This is a genomic window from Streptomyces sp. NPDC058373 (assembly GCF_042723275.1).
Classification (GTDB): domain Bacteria; phylum Actinomycetota; class Actinomycetes; order Streptomycetales; family Streptomycetaceae; genus Streptomyces.
Genome location: NZ_JBHXJE010000005.1, coordinates 87,591 through 104,510, shown reverse-complemented (window position 1 = coordinate 104,510; position 16,920 = coordinate 87,591). Strand labels below are relative to the sequence as shown.

Annotated in this window: 15 protein-coding genes, 2 pseudogenes and 1 riboswitch; of the genes and pseudogenes, 15 read left to right on the top strand and 2 right to left on the bottom strand. The window is 73.5% G+C overall.

Translation table 11 applies throughout. The features are described from left to right. Window positions 1–140: 140 nt before the first annotated feature. The 14 genes and pseudogenes from ACFWMZ_RS05470 to ACFWMZ_RS05405 form a co-directional block, all read left to right on the top strand. A pseudogene (locus ACFWMZ_RS05470) lies at window positions 141–329 on the top strand (winged helix-turn-helix transcriptional regulator); the annotation flags it as partial. 175 nt (window positions 330–504) lie between these two features. Beyond that, the gene (locus ACFWMZ_RS05465; protein ID WP_383199693.1) at window positions 505–1,215 is read left to right on the top strand and encodes an HNH endonuclease family protein; all 711 of its coding nucleotides are present in this window, start codon (window positions 505–507) and stop codon (window positions 1,213–1,215) included. 28 nt (window positions 1,216–1,243) lie between these two features. Continuing rightward, window positions 1,244–1,807, top strand: a pseudogene (locus ACFWMZ_RS05460) (SAM-dependent methyltransferase); the annotation flags it as partial. A gap of 133 nt (window positions 1,808–1,940) precedes the next feature. Beyond that, a complete protein-coding gene (locus ACFWMZ_RS05455; protein WP_383199635.1) occupies window positions 1,941–2,654 on the top strand; it encodes a hypothetical protein in 714 nt (237 codons plus the stop codon). Continuing rightward, window positions 2,651–4,168 carry a protein kinase gene (locus ACFWMZ_RS05450; RefSeq protein WP_383199633.1) on the top strand — a complete coding sequence of 506 codons (1,518 nt, stop codon included), beginning with the start codon at window positions 2,651–2,653 and terminating at the stop codon, window positions 4,166–4,168. The genes ACFWMZ_RS05455 and ACFWMZ_RS05450 overlap by 4 nt, the downstream gene beginning before the upstream one ends. 206 nt (window positions 4,169–4,374) lie before the next feature. Further along, window positions 4,375–5,160: a hypothetical protein gene (locus ACFWMZ_RS05445; protein ID WP_383199631.1), complete on the top strand. Its 786-nt coding sequence runs from the start codon at window positions 4,375–4,377 to the stop codon at window positions 5,158–5,160. Window positions 5,161–5,233: 73 nt separating this feature from the next. Then, entirely contained in the window at window positions 5,234–6,223 is a 990-nt protein-coding gene (locus ACFWMZ_RS05440) for a nucleoside triphosphate pyrophosphohydrolase (protein ID WP_383199629.1), read from the top strand. A 67-nt stretch (window positions 6,224–6,290) separates the two neighbouring features. Then, window positions 6,291–7,577 carry a cytochrome P450 gene (locus ACFWMZ_RS05435; RefSeq protein ID WP_383175926.1) on the top strand — a complete coding sequence of 429 codons (1,287 nt, stop codon included), beginning with the start codon at window positions 6,291–6,293 and terminating at the stop codon, window positions 7,575–7,577. A 149-nt stretch (window positions 7,578–7,726) separates the two neighbouring features. Next, entirely contained in the window at window positions 7,727–8,791 is a 1,065-nt protein-coding gene (locus tag ACFWMZ_RS05430; RefSeq protein WP_383175929.1) for a transglycosylase family protein, read from the top strand. Between the two features lie 164 nt (window positions 8,792–8,955). After that, a riboswitch (cyclic di-AMP (ydaO/yuaA leader) is annotated at window positions 8,956–9,143 on the top strand. 5 nt (window positions 9,144–9,148) lie between these two features. Further along, entirely contained in the window at window positions 9,149–9,841 is a 693-nt protein-coding gene (locus tag ACFWMZ_RS05425) for a transglycosylase family protein (RefSeq protein WP_383199627.1), read from the top strand. A gap of 689 nt (window positions 9,842–10,530) precedes the next feature. Beyond that, window positions 10,531–11,811: a phosphopyruvate hydratase gene (gene eno, locus ACFWMZ_RS05420; RefSeq protein ID WP_383175934.1), complete on the top strand. Its 1,281-nt coding sequence runs from the start codon at window positions 10,531–10,533 to the stop codon at window positions 11,809–11,811. 198 nt (window positions 11,812–12,009) lie between these two features. Then, the gene (locus ACFWMZ_RS05415; protein WP_383175936.1) at window positions 12,010–12,519 is read left to right on the top strand and encodes a septum formation initiator family protein; all 510 of its coding nucleotides are present in this window, start codon (window positions 12,010–12,012) and stop codon (window positions 12,517–12,519) included. A 24-nt stretch (window positions 12,520–12,543) separates the two neighbouring features. Continuing rightward, entirely contained in the window at window positions 12,544–13,116 is a 573-nt protein-coding gene (locus ACFWMZ_RS05410) for a DUF501 domain-containing protein (protein ID WP_383175939.1), read from the top strand. After that, window positions 13,113–14,081 (top strand): exopolyphosphatase, encoded by a 969-nt coding sequence (locus ACFWMZ_RS05405; RefSeq protein ID WP_383199625.1) that lies wholly within the window; start codon window positions 13,113–13,115, stop codon window positions 14,079–14,081. Before ACFWMZ_RS05410 ends, ACFWMZ_RS05405 begins: the two co-directional genes overlap by 4 nt. 81 nt (window positions 14,082–14,162) lie before the next feature. Here the strand turns inward: ACFWMZ_RS05405 and ACFWMZ_RS05400 are convergent, their stop codons facing one another. Both ACFWMZ_RS05400 and ACFWMZ_RS05395 read right to left on the bottom strand, forming a co-directional pair. Beyond that, window positions 14,163–14,414 (bottom strand): type II toxin-antitoxin system RelE/ParE family toxin, encoded by a 252-nt coding sequence (locus ACFWMZ_RS05400; protein WP_383175945.1) that lies wholly within the window; start codon window positions 14,412–14,414, stop codon window positions 14,163–14,165. Beyond that, entirely contained in the window at window positions 14,411–14,734 is a 324-nt protein-coding gene (locus ACFWMZ_RS05395; protein WP_383175948.1) for a type II toxin-antitoxin system Phd/YefM family antitoxin, read from the bottom strand. The genes ACFWMZ_RS05400 and ACFWMZ_RS05395 overlap by 4 nt, the downstream gene beginning before the upstream one ends. Before the next feature lie 675 nt (window positions 14,735–15,409). On the opposite strand from ACFWMZ_RS05395, the gene ACFWMZ_RS05390 reads away from it, so the two are divergent. Then, window positions 15,410–16,807: an NAD(P)/FAD-dependent oxidoreductase gene (locus ACFWMZ_RS05390; protein WP_383175951.1), complete on the top strand. Its 1,398-nt coding sequence runs from the start codon at window positions 15,410–15,412 to the stop codon at window positions 16,805–16,807. The last annotated feature ends 113 nt before the right edge of the window (window positions 16,808–16,920 follow it).

The window sequence follows — 16,920 nt, the reverse complement described above, 5'->3', positions numbered from 1 at the left end:
AGCCGATCCTGCGTGGTGAGGAGTACGACCGCACCACCCCCGACGCAATGTCCAGCGCCCGGCCGGACGTGCTCCGTCACCGCGAATGCCCAGGTCGCAGGCGCAGCCGGCGGAAGTGACGCAACGGCGACCGCACGCCCCTGGAGGAGGGCGGGCTGATGCACCGGGAGGTGTACGCCCAGGTGCCGCCCCGCGTCGAGTACTCGCTGACCGGGCACGGCCGCACCCCCAACGAGGCACTCGGGTCGCTCGGCGCCCGGGGTGAGGAGCGGCTTCGCCGGGAGGGCTGCGAGCTGGTGGGGGAGGCGGACGCGGACGCGCCCGCGTAGGGGGAAGCAAACAGGCCGGCCCCGCACGCCCCCGCCCGACCCTCAGCGCGCCCCCACCCTGCCCGACTGCCCGTCAACCGGCACGGGCAGGATGCCCCTGGGATTGGGCACGGAATCGGGTTGGGTGGAGAGAAGGGTGCGCGGTGTGCGAGGCGTGACGGTGCGGCGGTACGGGATGGTCGGGGTCGCGGTCGGGGCCCTGCTCTGGGCCGCCGGGTGCGGGCTCGGGGAGCCGTCGACGGCGCCGGAGCCGGAGGAGGCGAAAGGCGGGGCCGCCGCCGGGACGGCGCTGGCGGCGCTGGAGGCGCTGACCGTCAAGGAGGAGGGGAGCAAGGACGGGTACGGGCGGGAGCGGTTCGGGTCGGCGTGGGCCGACGTGGACGGGAACTCGTGCGGCACCCGGGACGACATCCTGAAGCGGGATCTCGCCGAGGTGGAGTACAAGGGCGGCGACGACTGCGTGGTGGCCTCCGGGACGTTGAAGGACGACCCGTACTCGGGGGAGGACGTGGAGTTCAAGCGCGGTGCCAGCAAGGTGGACATCGATCACCTGGTCGCCCTCTCCGACGCCTGGAAGAAGGGCGCGTCCGACTGGGAGCCGGACAAGCGCATAGCCTTCGCCAACGACCCGCTCAACCTCCTCGCGGTCAACGCGAGCCCCAACCGCGCCAAAGGTGACAGCGACGCGGCCAAGTGGCTGCCGCCCAACAAGGAGTACCGGTGCGCGTACGTCGCCGGGCAGGTGGCGGTGAAGAAGAAGTACGAGGTGTGGGTCACCGCCGAGGAGCGCGACGTGATGCGTACGGTCCTGGAACGCTGCCCGGAGGAGAAGCTGCCGGAAGGGGACGCGCCGACGACGGCGCCGGAGCGGTTCAGCGTGAAGTAGCCGAGCGGCGCACGCCCTCCAGGGCGTGCGGCCCGGGCCGCTGTCGTGCGCGGCCGTCGCCGCCGGAAACCGGCCCGGCGCCCGGGTGGTCCTCACCGACCACGACGTGCTGACCGGTGCCGCGCCCACCGCCGCACTCGCCCCGGGCGACCCCGACCCGGCCCCCGAGGAGCTGCTCCGCGAGGGCGACGTGGTGGTGCCCGTCCTCGGCGCGGGCGGCCCTGCCGGCGGGCCGGGTGCGGCCACCGCCGCCCGGGTCGTGGACGCGGCCGGCGCGGGCGCCGCCCTCGGCCGGAACCTGACCCTGCTGCGGCCCGACCCCGAGGCCCTCGACCCCTGGTTCCTCGCCGGGTTCCTGCGCGGCACCGCCAACCACCGGCAGGTCGGCAGCTACGCGTCGGCCGCCACCCGGCTCGACGTCCGCCGGGTCCGGCTGCCGCGGCTGCCGCTGGCCGAACAGCGCGAGTTCGGGGCCCGGTTCGCCGCGGTGGCCGCCTTCGAGGAGAGCCTGCGGCTCGCCACCCGCCTCGGCGGCCAGCTCGTACAAGGGCTCCACGACGGCCTCACCGGCCCCTCGCTCCTCCCGGCCTGAACCGCGCACGTAACCCCTCGTCACCAGGTGGACAACGGTTCCGTACAAGGGGGTCCGGCCACTTGCGGCGGGTGTATACGCTCGGACCCGCACGCGCGACCGGCGCGGCCCCACGATCTTCAGGGAGCAGGCCATGCACAGCACCTACCCGGTGGCCCCGGGGCCCCAGGGTCCGTCCAGGGAGGCCCGCGTCTGGCTCCGGGTGCTGTTCACCACGCTGGCTGTGATGAGCTGCGGGTTCTTCGCCTTCGGCGCGTTGATACGGCTGGCCTGCGTCACCCGCAGGAAGCGGGACTGGGTGCTGGTCGGCACCTCCTTCGCCTTCGCGGTCCTCGCTATCGTGATCATGCCCGGCGAGGACGTCGAGGACAGCAGTACCGTCCTGGACGACCTGGCGGTGGGGGGCCTCCTGATCAACATGACCGCCGGGGTCTGGTACTTCCTCTGGGCCGACATCCGCCACGACCGGCGGCTCTACGGCGTCGGCCGCCCCGGCCCGCACCCCGGCATGCCGTACCCCGCCCCGTACCCGCCGCACGCCGCGACCCGCCCGGCTGACTCGGTGCCCCCGATGCACCCGAACCCCGGCCCGTACCCGCAGCCCCAGCACTACACCCCGCCGACCGCGCCCACCGGTGTCGCCGACGCCTGGGCCCGCCCGCAGCAGGGGGGCCCGGCGCCCGCCCCGGCCGGCCCGCGCCCCGCGCCCGGCACCCCGGCGCCCGGCGGCCCCGCCCGTATCGACCAGGTCCGGGCCGAGCTGGACGAACTCAGCGCCTACCTGCGCGACTCCGGCAGCCAGCAGGGTGACGGCCGGGGCAACGGCCCGCAGCAGGGCTCGCGTTGAGCGGCCGGGTCATCGCCGGGCGGTACGAACTCTCCACCCTGTTCGGCCAGGGCGGCATGGGCCAGGTGTGGACCGGCTACGACCAGCGGCTCGACCGGCGCGTCGCCGTCAAGCTGCTGCGGCCCGACCGCGTCGCCGGCGCCGAGGCCGAGGAGCTGCGGCGCCGGTTCGTGCGGGAGTGCCGGGTCACCGCCCAGGTCGACCACCCCGGCCTGGTCACCGTGCACGACGCGGGGACCGAGGGCGACGAGCTGTACCTCGTCATGCAGTTCGTGGACGGCTCCGACCTCGGCGACCACCTCGCCGAGCACGCCCCCTACCCGTGGGAGTGGGCGGTCTCGGTCGCCGCCCAGCTCTGCGCCGTCCTCTCCGCCGTGCACGCCGTGCCGATCGTCCACCGCGACCTCAAGCCGCGGAACATCATGATCCGCCAGGACGGCACCGTCACCGTCCTCGACCTCGGCGTCGCCTCGGTCATGGACAGCGACACCACCCGCCTCACCCACACCGGCTCACCCATCGGCAGCCCCGCCTACATGGCCCCCGAACAGGCCATGGGCGGCGCCGTCGGCCCGTACACCGACCTGTACGCGCTCGGCATCGTGCTCTACGAACTGCTCAGCGGGACCGTGCCGTTCGACGGGGCCACCGTCCTCGGCGTCCTCCACCGCCACCTGTACGAGGCGCCGCTGCCGCTCGGCCGGCTCCGCCCCGGCCTGCCCGACGGGCTGGAACCGCTCGTCATGCGGCTCCTCGCCAAGGAGCCCCAGGACCGGCCCGCCTCCGCCCAGGAGGTCTACCAGGCCCTCGCCCCGCTGCTGCCGCCCCGCGGCGTCCCGCGCGGCGCGCCCCTCGACCCCGCCCGGCCCTTCCTGCGCCCGCACGCCCCCTGGCCCGACCACCCGCTGGCCCCCGCGCCCCGGCCCGCCCAGCCCCCGGCCGCGCCCGGCGGGGGGAGCGCCGACGTCGCCGCCGCCGTGGACGACGTCAAGCGGCTGCTCGGCGAAGGCCGCATCACCCAGGCCGTCGACATCCTCGGCGCCATCCTGCCCACCGCCGCCCAGCAGCACGGTGAGCACTCCGCCGTCGTCCGCACCCTGCGCAAGCAGTACGCGGCCACCCTGCTGGACGACGGCCAGTACCGCCGCGCCCTGCCCGAACTGCGCCGCCTCGCCGACGAGTACGCCGCCGAAGCCGGCACCGCCGACCCGCGCTCCCTCCAGTTCCGCTACGAGGCGGCCCAGTGCCTGGAGCAGCTCGGCGAACCCGGCGCCGCCCTGGCCGAATACCGCGCCCTGCTCCCGTACTTCGAGAACCAGTACGTCAGCACCGACCGCGACCTGCCGCTGGAGGTCCGCCGCCGCATCGGCCACCTGCTGCTCGCCCTCGGCGACCGCCCGGCCGCCCAGGACACCCTGTTGCGCCTGCTCCACGACGCCGAACAGCGGTACGGCCCCGGCCACCCGCTGCCCGCCGAGGTCCGCCGCACCCTGCACTGGCTCGGCCTGGTCTGACCCGCCGCCGCCTCCGCACCCGGCGCGGGGGACCGGCAGGAACCGGACACGCGGGGAATCGTTGCTCCCGACAGTGGCCCAGATCACGCCGACTGCCTACGATCGATCTTCGCAAGGACGTCCGGACCGTCAGGTCGTGCATGTCGTCAGATCGTCAGGTCGTCAACGTTCCCGCACCGCTGAACGATCCAGCCGGGAGGCTCCCTTTGCACCGCCGCCGTCGCACCCCGCTCGCCCTCATGGCCGCCACGCTCCTCGCGGCCCCGCTGCTGACCGCCTGCGGCGGCGACGCACGCCCCGGCGCCGCCGCCGTCGTCGGCGGCGAGCGCATCACCGTCGCCCAGCTGGACGCCCAGGTGGGCCAGGCCCGCGACGCCCAGGTCGCCGTCTTCGGCGAGGAGGGGTACGCCGACGCCCTCGACCAGCAGTGCTCCGCCGCCCGCCAGGCCGAGCTCCAGCAGCGTGAGGAGGCCGCCGCCCAGGGCGAGAAGGTCGTCGAGGGCCGCGAGACCTGCGCCCCCGACCGCGCCACCCTCGCCGGGATGATCAGCGAGCGCGTCGTCACCGCCGCCGCCGACGAGGCCGGGATCACCCTCACCCGCAAGGACCTCCGCGAGCGCCGCGCCCAGCTCCAGGAGCAGACCGGCGGCACCGCCGAGCAGCTGGAGGAGGCGTACCTGCGGACGTACGGCATCCCCGCCGCGCGCATCGACGACCACCTCGGCTACCAGCTGCGCCTCGACGGGCTCCGCCAGAAGTACGCGCCGGGCGTCTCGCCCGAGCAGGCCGACGTGCGGGTGCGGCAGGAGCTGGTCAAGACCGCCGAGCGGCTCGGCGTCGACATCAGCCCGCGCTACGGCTCCTGGGACGGCAAGCAGCTCCTCATGGTCGCCGGCTCCGACCCGTGGCTCAGCTCCGACCCGCGCCGCCTGGACGAGGAGAAGGCGGACGCCCGCGCCCAGGCCCAGGGCGAGGGGATGCCCGCGCTCTGACGCGCCCCCGACCAGCGGGCGCGAGCCTCACGGGGCCGGTCGGCCGGGGTACCGGGTGCGTTACGTTCGAGGCGTGAACGCACCCAGCCCCGGCCGCCTCGTCCTGCTCACCACCAGCCACCGGGTCGCCCCCGGCCAGCTCTCCTGGCCCGCCTGGCAGGCCCTGCGCCAGGCCGACCAGGTGCTCTGCGCCGATCCGGCCCACCCCCAGCTCCCCTACCTGCGGGAGGCGGGCGTCGAGGTCGAGGTCACGGCCGCCCCGGACGCGGCCGACCTGGTCGACTTCCTCGCCGGCGGGCGCACCGCCGTCCTGGTCCAGTCCGGCGAGGGCGACCGGCGCCTCACCGACGCCCTCTCCCGCCTCGCCGGGTCCGGCCGCGTCGCCATGCCCGACCTGGAACTCCTCCCCGGCGCCTACGACCTCCCCGGTGCCCGCCTCATCGACCTCGTCCAGGTCATGGACCGTATCCGCGAGGAGTGCCCCTGGTCGGCCCGGCAGACCCACGAGGGGCTCGCCAAGTACGCCATGGAGGAGGTCTTCGAACTCATCGAGGCGATCGAGGAGGGCGACCGGGACGCCCTGCGCGAGGAGCTGGGGGACGTGCTGCTCCAAGTGGTCTTCCACGCCCGTATCGCCGAGGACGGAGCCCCGGCCGGCGAGGACGAGGAGGAGGACGGCGGGCCGTTCTCCGTCGACGACGTGGCCGCCACCCTCATCGACAAGCTGGTCCGCCGCCACCCGCACGTCTTCGGGGACGCCGTCGCCGAGACGCCCGAGGAGGTCCGCGCCCAGTGGCTGCGGGTGAAGGGGGAGGAGAAGGAGCGCACCTCGGTCACCGACGGCGTGCCCGTCGCCCAGCCCGCCCTGGCCCTCGCCGCCAAGCTCGCCTCCCGCGTCCGCGCCGCCCGCCTCGACGTCCCGCTCCCCGACGGCCCGGGCCCCGGCCCCGCCCTGCTCGCCCTCGCGGTCGAGGCCGAGCGCCAGGGGACCGACCCGGAGGCCGCCCTGCGGGAGAGCGCCCGGCGTTACCGCGAGGCCGTCCGGGCCGCCGAGGGGCACTGAGCGGGGCAGGCGCCCTCGCCCCGTACCCCTGCCGGAGGTGGCCCCCGCCCCCGGATACGGTCGGACCATGAGCGATATCCAGGCAGGCGGGCGGCCCGAACTCTTCGGCTGGGAGTTCGCCGCCGACCCGTACCCCGCCTACGCCTGGCTGCGTACCCACGAGCCGGTGCACAGGACCCGGCTGCCCAGCGGGGTGGAGGCGTGGCTGGTCACGCGGTACGCGGACGCCCGGCAGACGCTGGCCGACCCCAGGCTCAGCAAGAACCCGGTGCACCACGCCGACGACGCCCCGGGACGCAGCCGTACCGGCATCCCCGGCGAACGCAGCGCCGGGCTGATGACGCACCTGCTCAACATCGACCCGCCGGACCACACCCGGTTGCGCCGCCTGGTGTCGAAGGCGTTCACCCCGCGCCGCGTCGCCCAGTTCGCACCGCGCGTGCAGGAGCTGACCGACGGGCTCATCGACGGCTTCGCCGGGCGCGGTGAGGCCGACCTCATCCACGAGTTCGCCTTCCCGCTGCCCATCTACGCCATCTGCGACCTGCTCGGCGTCCCGCGTGAGGACCAGGACGACTTCCGCGACTGGGCCGGGATGATGATCCGGCACGGCGGCGGGCCGCGCGGCGGCGTCGCCCGCTCGGTGAAGAAGATGCGGAACTACCTCGCCGAACTGATCCACCGCAAACGCGCCGACCTCGGCGACGACCTCATCTCCGGCCTGATCCGCGCCAGCGACCACGGCGAGCACCTCACCGAGGAGGAGGCCGCCGCCATGTGCTTCGTGCTCCTCTTCGCCGGTTTCGAGACGACCGTGAACCTGATCGGCAACGGCACCTACGCCCTGCTCCGCAACCCCGCCGAACGCGCCCGCCTCCAGCAGGCCCTGGCCGACGGCGACGACGCGCTGCTCGACACCGGCGTCGAGGAACTCCTGCGGTACGACGGCCCGGTGGAGATGGCCACCTGGCGGTACGCCACCGAGCCGCTGCGGATCGGCGGGGCCGACATCGCCGCGGGGGACCCCGTCCTCGTCGTGCTGGCCGCCGCCGACCGGGACCCGGCCCGCTTCGAGGACCCGGACCGGCTCGACCTGACGCGCTCCGACAACCAGCACCTCGGCTACGGCCACGGCATCCACTACTGCATCGGCGCCCCGCTGGCCCGGCTGGAGGGGAAGGCGGCCCTCGCCACGCTGCTGACACGCCTTCCGGACCTGCGGCTCGGCACCGAACCCGACGACCTGCGGTGGCGCGGCGGACTCATCATGCGGGGACTGCGCACCCTGCCCGTCCAGTTCACCCCGGAGCCGGTGGAAGGCGACGGCACCGCACTTTCCGGACACACAGGCTGACGGGACGTCAACAATGTGATGTTGACGTGATCTCCGCTGCATCGACTTGTGACGAACGTTCGACAGCCGCTACCTTCAGCGCCAACCGGAAGCCCCGCCGTCACCGAGCGGGCGCGCCGGTCAGCAGTCGTCACGCGAAAGGCAACCGCATGCTCTCCGGGAACGGACGTCACCGACGCCCCCGACAGGCTCCGGCCTTCGTCGTCGCGGCCGGGGTGACCGGTTCGGCCATCGCCATCCCCCTGCTCGGCGCCGGAACGGCCAGCGCGGCCGACACCGCCACCTGGGACCGGCTCGCCGAATGCGAGAGCGGCGGTGCCTGGAGCACCAACGCCGGCAACGGCTACTACGGCGGCCTCCAGGTCACCCAGGAACTCTGGGAGCGCCACGGCGGCCTCAGCTACGCCCCCTCCGCCGACCTCGCCAGCCGCTCCCAGCAGATCGTGGTCGCCGAGCGCATCCTCGACGCCGAGGGCACCGCCGCCTGGGCCACCTGCGCCCCGGCCATCGGCCTGAAGCAGGGCGGCGCCTCCGCCGACGTGAACCCGGGCGTCCCCAGCGACAGCGGCACGCCCTCCGCCTCCCCGTCCACGCCGTCCGACAAGGACAAGGGCAAGGACGAGGACAAGGCTGACGCCGAGGAGAAGGACGGCAAGGGCGAGAAGAAGGGGAGCGGGGAGAAGGGCGAGAAGGGCGGAAAGGGGACCGGCGAGGGCAAGGCGGACAAGGGGGAGGAGAAGGAGAAGGGTGACGGAACGTCGCGTACCCCCTCCGCCGACCCGACCTCCATCCCCGACGGCTCCCCCTCCGCGACGCCCGAGGACCGCACCCCGGACGACCGGAGCGACCTCCCCGACAGCCCGTCGGACGCCCCGTCCGCCACCCCGGGCGAGCGCGAGGGATCCGGCAGCGGCGGACGCCACCGCGGCGGCACAGCCGTCGAGTCCGGCTCCGGCGAGAGCCGCGAGGGCTCCGGGCGGCACGCCTCGCGCGGTGACCGCGGCGACGCGCCCGACAGCTCCGGCGCGTACACCGTGCGGGACGGCGACAGTCTTTCGCTCATCGCCTCGCTCCACGAGGTGGACGGCGGATGGCCCGCGCTGTACGAGGCGAACAAGGACGCCGTCGGCGCCGACCCGGACTACATCCTGCCCGGTCAGGCGCTTGATCTCGGATCGGACCTGGCGGCCGAAAAGGACCGAATCGGGCGCTAGTTCGGGCGGTAATGTCCGGATCGGGGTAAGTGAGACATGGATCTCAGACCCCCTGATCGTCTTTGGAATCTGCCGCCGGCCGTGCTTACGGTCTAGGCCGCTCGCCATTGGCGGGCCCCAGCGGTCGTTACGCCGAATCCTGTCGACGGCCGCCCGGGACAGTCGTCGCGTAAGCGCCGTAGACAGGAGCGGGGGACCCAAGGTTTGCCGCCGCACCGGCCGTTCGCCCCTCCGGGGACGGACGCCGGGAGCGGCTCGGGGTGAAGCCGCGCGTTCCGCAAGGGACGCGCGGCCGGGCACTCATCCGGCCCGAACCCGACAGCTCACCTCGTAGGCGTCGGTGAGGAGATTCCCTTCATGCTGACCAACAAGGCCAAGCACCGCCGTCCCTCCAAGATCACCCGCATCCTGTCGCTGGCGGGTGTCGCCGGCGTCGCCGTCGCCGCGCCGCTCGTCGCGACCGGCTCCGCCTCCGCCGCCTCCGCCTCCGAGTGGGACGCCGTCGCCCAGTGCGAGTCCGGCGGCGACTGGTCCATCAACACCGGCAACGGCTACTACGGCGGACTGCAGTTCTCGTCCTCCACGTGGGCCTCCTTCGGTGGCACCGCCTACGCCTCCAGCGCCGACCAGGCCACCAAGGAGCAGCAGATAGCCGTGGCCGAGAAGGTCCTGGCCGGCCAGGGCAAGGGTGCCTGGCCCAACTGCGGCACCGGTCTGAGCAACGCCTCCTACGACGGCGGCGGCGCCGAGGCCCCGGCCGAGAAGCCGGCCGAGGAGGCCGCCCCGCAGCCCGCCCCCGAGCGTGCCGAGCCGCGCGCCGACCGCAGCGAGCAGCGCACCGCCCCGGCCGAGGAGACCGTCGAGACGCCCACCGGCGAGACGGTCGCCAAGGGCGACGGCGAGTACAAGGTCGCCAAGGGTGACACGCTGAGCCAGATCGCCAAGGACGAGAACGTCGAGGGTGGCTGGGAGAAGCTCTACGAGCTGAACAAGGACATCGTCGAGGACGCTGACCTGATCTTCCCGAACCAGCAGCTGCACCTCTCCTAATCGCGAGCTTCGCTCGTCGCCGGGGCGCTGGGCGTCGTCGTCGAGACGTCCGACGTGCTCAACCGCTTCGCGGCCTGCGCGCGACGGGCGTCTCGACAGCGGCGCGCCCCTTTGGCTCGCGAGGCCGAGGGTGGCCGGCGGGGGTCCCCCAGGGGGGAGCCCCGCCGGCGCCTCGGGGTGGCGTAGTCCCTGGTGGGCGGGCGAGGTGAAGTGCTTCGGTGCGGGTTCCCCACTGGCCCGCGTCGGTCGAGGGCTTCCCGGCCGGGGGCCGTCCCCCGGTCGCTCAGGCCCACCCGGGGGACGCGCCCCCCGGCTCCCCCTCCAGGGGGTGCAGGGGTAACGGCTTTCTGCCCCTCGCCCTCACAGACAGCCCCGTCCCGATGCGTGACTCCCCCCCAACGCATCGGGGCGGGGCTTCCCCGTTCCCACCCCGCCCCTGCGGGGCGTCCCCGGGGGCCGACATTCGAAGTGGGTCGGAACTTCGTGCGGCCCGGTTCACCGCAGTGGACCGTGGCTCACTCGCTACCGGTGAGTAGAAACCGGCGTTTGCGCCCCGTTCCTCCCCTTACGGACCTCTTTTCGTCCCACCGTCCGGGCGCGACGCCGGGAAGGGGGCGACCGCCGGTTAGGCTCTGGAGCGAACGGCCGACCGAAGGCCGACCCGCGTCACATCCCAGAAGGAGATGCTCGTGCCGTCCATCGACGTCGTCGTAGCCCGGGAAATCCTGGACTCCCGAGGCAACCCCACCGTCGAGGTCGAGGTCGGCCTCGACGACGGCAGCACCGGCCGCGCCGCGGTGCCGTCCGGCGCCTCCACCGGGGCCTTCGAGGCCATCGAACTGCGTGACGGTGACCCCAACCGTTACCAGGGCAAGGGTGTCGAGAAGGCCGTCCTCGCCGTCATCGAGCAGATCGGCCCGGAGCTCGTCGGCTACGACGCCACCGAGCAGCGCCTCATCGACCAGGCCATGTTCGACCTGGACGCGACCGACAACAAGGGCTCGCTCGGCGCCAACGCCATCCTCGGCGTCTCCCTCGCCGTCGCCCACGCCGCCTCCGAGGCCAGCGACCTGCCCCTCTTCCGCTACCTCGGCGGCCCCAACGCGCACCTGCTCCCGGTGCCGATGATGAACATCCTGAACGGCGGCTCGCACGCCGACTCCAACGTGGACATCCAGGAGTTCATGATCGCCCCGATCGGCGCGGAGTCCTTCTCCGAGGCCCTGCGCTGGGGCACCGAGGTCTACCACACGCTGAAGAAGGTCCTGAAGAACAAGGGCCTCTCCACCGGCCTCGGCGACGAGGGCGGCTTCGCCCCCAACCTCGACTCCAACCGCGCCGCCCTGGACCTGATCCTGGAGGCCATCAAGGAGGCCGGTTACGTCCCCGGCAAGGAGGTCGCGCTCGCCCTGGACGTCGCCGCCTCCGAGTTCTACAAGGACGGCAGCTACGAGTTCGAGGGCAAGTCCCGCTCGGCCGCCGAGATGACCGAGTACTACGCGGAGCTCGTCGCCTCGTACCCGCTGGTCTCCATCGAGGACCCGCTGTACGAGGACGACTGGGCCGGCTGGAACGTCATCACCGAGAAGCTCGGCGACAAGGTCCAGCTCGTCGGTGACGACCTGTTCGTCACCAACCCCGAGCGCCTCGCCCGCGGCATCGAGGAGAAGTCGGCCAACGCCCTGCTCGTCAAGGTCAACCAGATCGGCTCGCTCACCGAGACCCTGGACGCCGTCGAGCTGGCCCAGCGCAACGGCTTCAAGTGCATGATGAGCCACCGCTCCGGCGAGACCGAGGACGTCACCATCGCCGACCTCGCCGTCGCCACCAACTGCGGCCAGATCAAGACCGGCGCCCCGGCCCGCTCCGAGCGCGTCGCCAAGTACAACCAGCTCCTGCGCATCGAGGAGATCCTCGACGACGCCGCGGTCTACGCCGGCCGCAGCGCCTTCCCGCGCTTCAAGGGCTGACCCGGCCGGGCCGACGACGGCCCCCGGCCTCCCCGCGTCCCCGCCCCCGGTCCCGTACCGTGGGCGGGGACGCGGGCACGTGCAGGCGAGGATCAGCAGGGCGTGCGAGCGGCGGACACCTGACGGATGGGCAGCTCGGCCGCAGGGCCGTGACGAGGAAGACGGCCGGGCGGACCGCGCGGCGCAGGGGAGGCGGGTATGGCCGGGAAGAAGAGCGGCGCGGACCGCTTCTCCACCGCGACCAGGCTCAGGCTGCTCGGCGAGCAGACCGCCGCCCGCGTCTACCGCTCGCAGAACCGCCGCCAGGCCCGCCGCTCCCGCCTCACCGGCCGCGCCGCCCTCCTCGCCCTCGTCCTCTGCTCCCTGATCGTCGCCCTCGCCTACCCGATGCGGCAGTACGTCTCCCAGCGCGCCGAGATCGCCGACCTCCAGCGCGAACGGGAGGCGCACCGCGCCAAGGTCGAGCAGTTGCGCGACGAGAAGGCACGCTGGGAGGACGACGCCTACGCCGAGCAGCGCATCCGCGAGCGCCTGCACTACGTACGCCCCGGCGAGACCGGCTACACCATGATCGATCCGGACGCGGCCGAACCGAGCCGCACCGACCGCACGGCCGCCACCCGGCCCTGGTACACCAACCTCCTGGAAGGCGTCGACCGCGCCGACCAGGCCGCCGGGCCGGGCGGCACGCGCCCCGCCACCCAGTGAACGACCGAGAGACCTGACCCCGCCATGGACACGCCCCCACCGCCCACCCCGCGCACCGAGCCGACCGACGCCGACGTCGCCGCCTTCAAGCAGCAGTTGGGCCGCCCGCCGCGCGGCCTGCGCGCCATCGCGCACCGCTGCCCCTGCGGGCAGCCCGACGTCGTCGAGACGGCCCCCCGCCTGGAGGACGGCACGCCCTTCCCCACGCTGTACTACCTGACGTGCCCCCGCGCCGCCTCGGCCATCGGCACGCTGGAGGCCAACGGCGTGATGAAGGAGATGACCGAGCGTCTGGGGACCGACCCGGAGCTGGCCGACGCCTACCGGGCCGCCCACGAGGACTACGTCGAGCGCCGCGACGAGATCGAGGAGCTGAAGAACTTCCCCTCCGCCGGCGGCATGCCCGACCGGGTCAAGTGCCTGCACGTCCTGGTCGCCCACTCGCTGGCCGCCGGCCCCGGCGTCAACCCGCTCGGTGACGAGGCGCTGGCGATGCTCCCCGAGTGGTGGCGCAAGGGCTCCTGCGTGACGCTGCCGCAGACCGCCGAACCGGCCGCCACCACGGCCGTCGGCGAGGCCGAGGGGGAGGGCCGGTGACCGCCCGTCGCGTCGCCGCGATCGACTGCGGCACCAACTCCATCCGCCTGCTGGTCGCCGACGCCGACCCGGCCACCGGCGAACTGACCGACCTCGACCGCCGGATGCGCATCGTCCGCCTCGGCCAGGGCGTCGACCGCACCGGCCGCCTCGCCCCCGAGGCGCTGGAGCGCACCTTCGAGGCCTGCCGCGAGTACGCCGCCGCCATCGCCGAACTCGGCGCCACCGAGGTCCGTTTCGCCGCCACCTCGGCCACCCGCGACGCGGAGAACCGCGCGGAGTTCACCGAAGGCGTCCGCGCCATCCTCGGCGTCACCCCGGAAGTCGTCACCGGCGACGAGGAGGCCGCGCTCTCCTTCACCGGCGCCACCAAGGAGCTGACGGGCCGCGCCGACCTGGACACCCCGTACCTGGTGGTCGACATCGGCGGTGGCTCCACCGAGTGCGTCGTCGGTACGGACGGCGTACGCGCCGCCCGCTCGGTCGACATCGGCTGCGTCCGCCTGACCGAACGCCACCTGGCCCGCCCCGACGGCACGGTGACCGACCCGCCCGCCGCCGAACAGATCGAGGCGATCCGCCGGGACATCGGCGCCGCCCTCGACGAGACCGCGCGCACCGTCCCGCTGGCCGAGGCGCGCACCCTGGTCGGCCTCGCCGGCTCCGTCACGACCGTCGCCGGGCTCGCGCTGGGGCTCACGGAGTACGACTCGGCCGCCATCCACCACGCCCGCATCCCGTACGCGCAGGTCAAGGAGGTCACCGACGGCCTCCTCACCTCCACGCACGCCGAGCGGGCGGCCAACCCGGTCATCCACCCGGGCCGGGTCGACGTCATCGCGGCCGGAGCGCTGATCCTGCTCACCCTGATGGAGCGCACCGGCGCCGCCGAGGTGGTCGTCAGCGAGCACGACATCCTGGACGGGCTCGCCTGGAAGGCCGCGGGGGCGGTCGCGGGAGCGTAGGGCTGAGGGGCGGTCCGGCGGCGAGGCGTGAGCCCTCGCCCGGGCCGCCCCTTCCGTGTACCCCGGCGGTGCGGGCGGCCCTCAGCGCCGGTCGGCCGCGTGGACGGCCAGCACCAGCAGCTCGCCGCCGCGCGCCAGGCAGGCGACGCGCTGCCCCTCCAGCCGGAGCCGGAACAGGCCCGGGACGGAGCCGAGTTCCGCGGTGCCGGGACGGGGGCCGGGCGGTCCCTCGGCCAGGGCGGTCAGCGCGGCGAGGACCCGCATCGCGGCCGGGCGGCCGAGGGTGCGCAGGCGGCTGCGGGCGCCGGGGCTGAAGCGGAGGGCGTACGTCACGCGCGGCCGTCCGCCCGGCCGGAGAAGAGGTCAGCCACCAGCTCGGCCATCGACACGGTCGGCTCGTCACGGGCCAGCACCGCCTCGGCCTCCCGGGCGAGCATCAAGTCGGCCGCCTCCTCCAGGACTTCGAAGTCGGCGAAGGGGACGAGGGCGGCGACCGGGGCGCCGTTGCGGGTGACCACGGTCGGCGTCCCGGACTCGGCCCGGTTGATGTGCTCGGCGAGATGGGCCCGCGCCTCCCGCACCGAGATGCTGTTCTCGACGGCCTCGACAGCGGCCTGCGCGACATCACCCGCGCGCTCCTGGTGCTCCGACATGCGTGCGAGGGTACGTGGCTCGGTGGCCGCCTGCGGACGCCGGGAGGGCTGCCCCCGGAGGCGGGGGCGGCGCGGTCGAAGGTGAGCCGGAACCGCGGGAAGCGTGACCTCTTCGGATCGACCAGGCCGACCGTGGGGATCGCTGCTGCCTGTAGCTGAAGAGCGCGGACGCCCGGTGCGGGCTCCGGTGCCGGGCTGCCGACGTCGGCCGGTGCGGGAGGGCGCGGACATTGGTGCGCGCTCCCCCTCAACCCCGGTGTTCCGTCGCCCGTTTGAGCGCCCCGCCGGGTGCCCTGAGCGGCCCGGGACGGCCGTCCGGGGGGTCTCTCCGACATGCCGCCGGGAAACTTCGTGAAGTTCTTCACAAGAGAAAGTGCCCTGATGGGCGAAGTCGAGGGCCCTTCGGCCTCCATATGGGGCACTCCCGGCCCCCACCGTCCGTGCACGGGGTGTTTCCCCCGCGTTGCCTGGGGATGAAAGGCCGTCCGGCCTTCTGCCCCCGCAAGAGGCGAGCCAGCAGCTCACAGGGGGTGGGGAACGTCCGGAGAGGGTCGGTGGTTCCGCTGCGGGAGCATGACCTGGGTCACGCGAGCCGCGCAGTATAGCAGAGGGGGTGGGGAACCTTGTGAAGGGGCGCACGAACCACCCCCCGGGGGCGGGTGGATACTCGATGCCATGAGCACCACGGAGCGTCCCAGGATCCTCGTTGTAGGCGGTGGGTACGTTGGCTTGTACGCAGCACGACGCATTCTGAAGAAGATGCGCTACGGCGAGGCGACCGTCACGGTCGTCGACCCGCGCTCGTACATGACGTACCAGCCCTTCCTCCCCGAAGCCGCAGCCGGCAACATCTCGCCGCGCCACGTCGTCGTCCCGCTGCGACGTGTACTGCCGAAGGCCGAGGTGCTGACCGGCCGGGTCACCACCATCGACCAGGACCGCAAGGTCGCCACCGTCGCGCCGCTGGTCGGCGAGGCGTACGAGCTGCCTTTCGACTACCTCGTCATCGCGATGGGCGCGGTCTCCCGTACCTTCCCGATCCCCGGCCTCGCCGAGCAGGGCATCGGCATGAAGGGCATCGAGGAGGCCATCGGCCTGCGCAACCACGTCCTCGAGCAGCTCGACAAGGCTGACTCCACGACCGACGAGGAGGTCCGCCGAAAGGCGTTGACCTTCGTCTTCGTCGGCGGTGGCTTCGCCGGTGCCGAGACGATCGGTGAGGTCGAGGACCTCGCCCGGGACGCCGCCAAGTACTACAACAACGTCACCCGCGAGGACATGCGGTTCATCCTCGTGGACGCGGCCGACAAGATCCTTCCCGAGGTCGGCCCGAAGCTCGGCGAGTACGGCAAGAAGCACCTGGAGAGCCGGGGTGTCGAGGTCTACCTCTCGACCTCCATGGACTCCTGCGTCGACGGCCGCGTGGTGCTCAAGAACGGACTGGAGGTCGACGCCTCCACCATCGTGTGGACCGCCGGTGTGAAGCCGAACCCGGTGCTCACCCGCTTCGGTCTGCCGCTCGGCCCGCGCGGCCACGTCGACACCGCCGCCGACCTCCAGGTGCAGGGCACGGACTACATCTGGGCGGCCGGCGACAACGCGCAGGTGCCGGACGTCATCGGCCGCAAGAACGGCAACCCGAACGCCTGGTGCCCGCCCAACGCGCAGCACGCGCTGCGGCAGGCCAAGGTCCTCGGCGACAACGTGATCTCCGGCATGCGGGGCTTCCCGCAGAAGGAGTACAGCCACGCCAACAAGGGTGCGGTCGCCGGTCTGGGCCTGCACAAGGGCGTCGCGATGATCGTCATGGGCAAGATGAAGATCAAGCTCAAGGGCCGTCTCGCCTGGTACATGCACCGCGCGTACCACGGCATGGCGATGCCGACGTTCAACCGCAAGATCCGCGTCTTCGCCGACTGGACCCTCGGCATGTTCCTCAAGCGCGAGGTGGTCTCCCTCGGCGCGATGGAGACGCCGCGCGAGGAGTTCTACGAGGCGGCCAAGCCCGCTCCGGCCCCCGCCGCCAAGGCGGAGGAGTCCGAGGCGGCCAAGGCCAAGGCCAAGGCGTCCTGACCGCGCGCTGAAACCTCCCCTGGGGGCGCTCGCCATCCGTGGTGCGAGCGCCCCTTCGGCATGCCCGGGGCCGGCCCGTGCCCGGCGCGGACTCGCGCCCGCATGGATGGCCT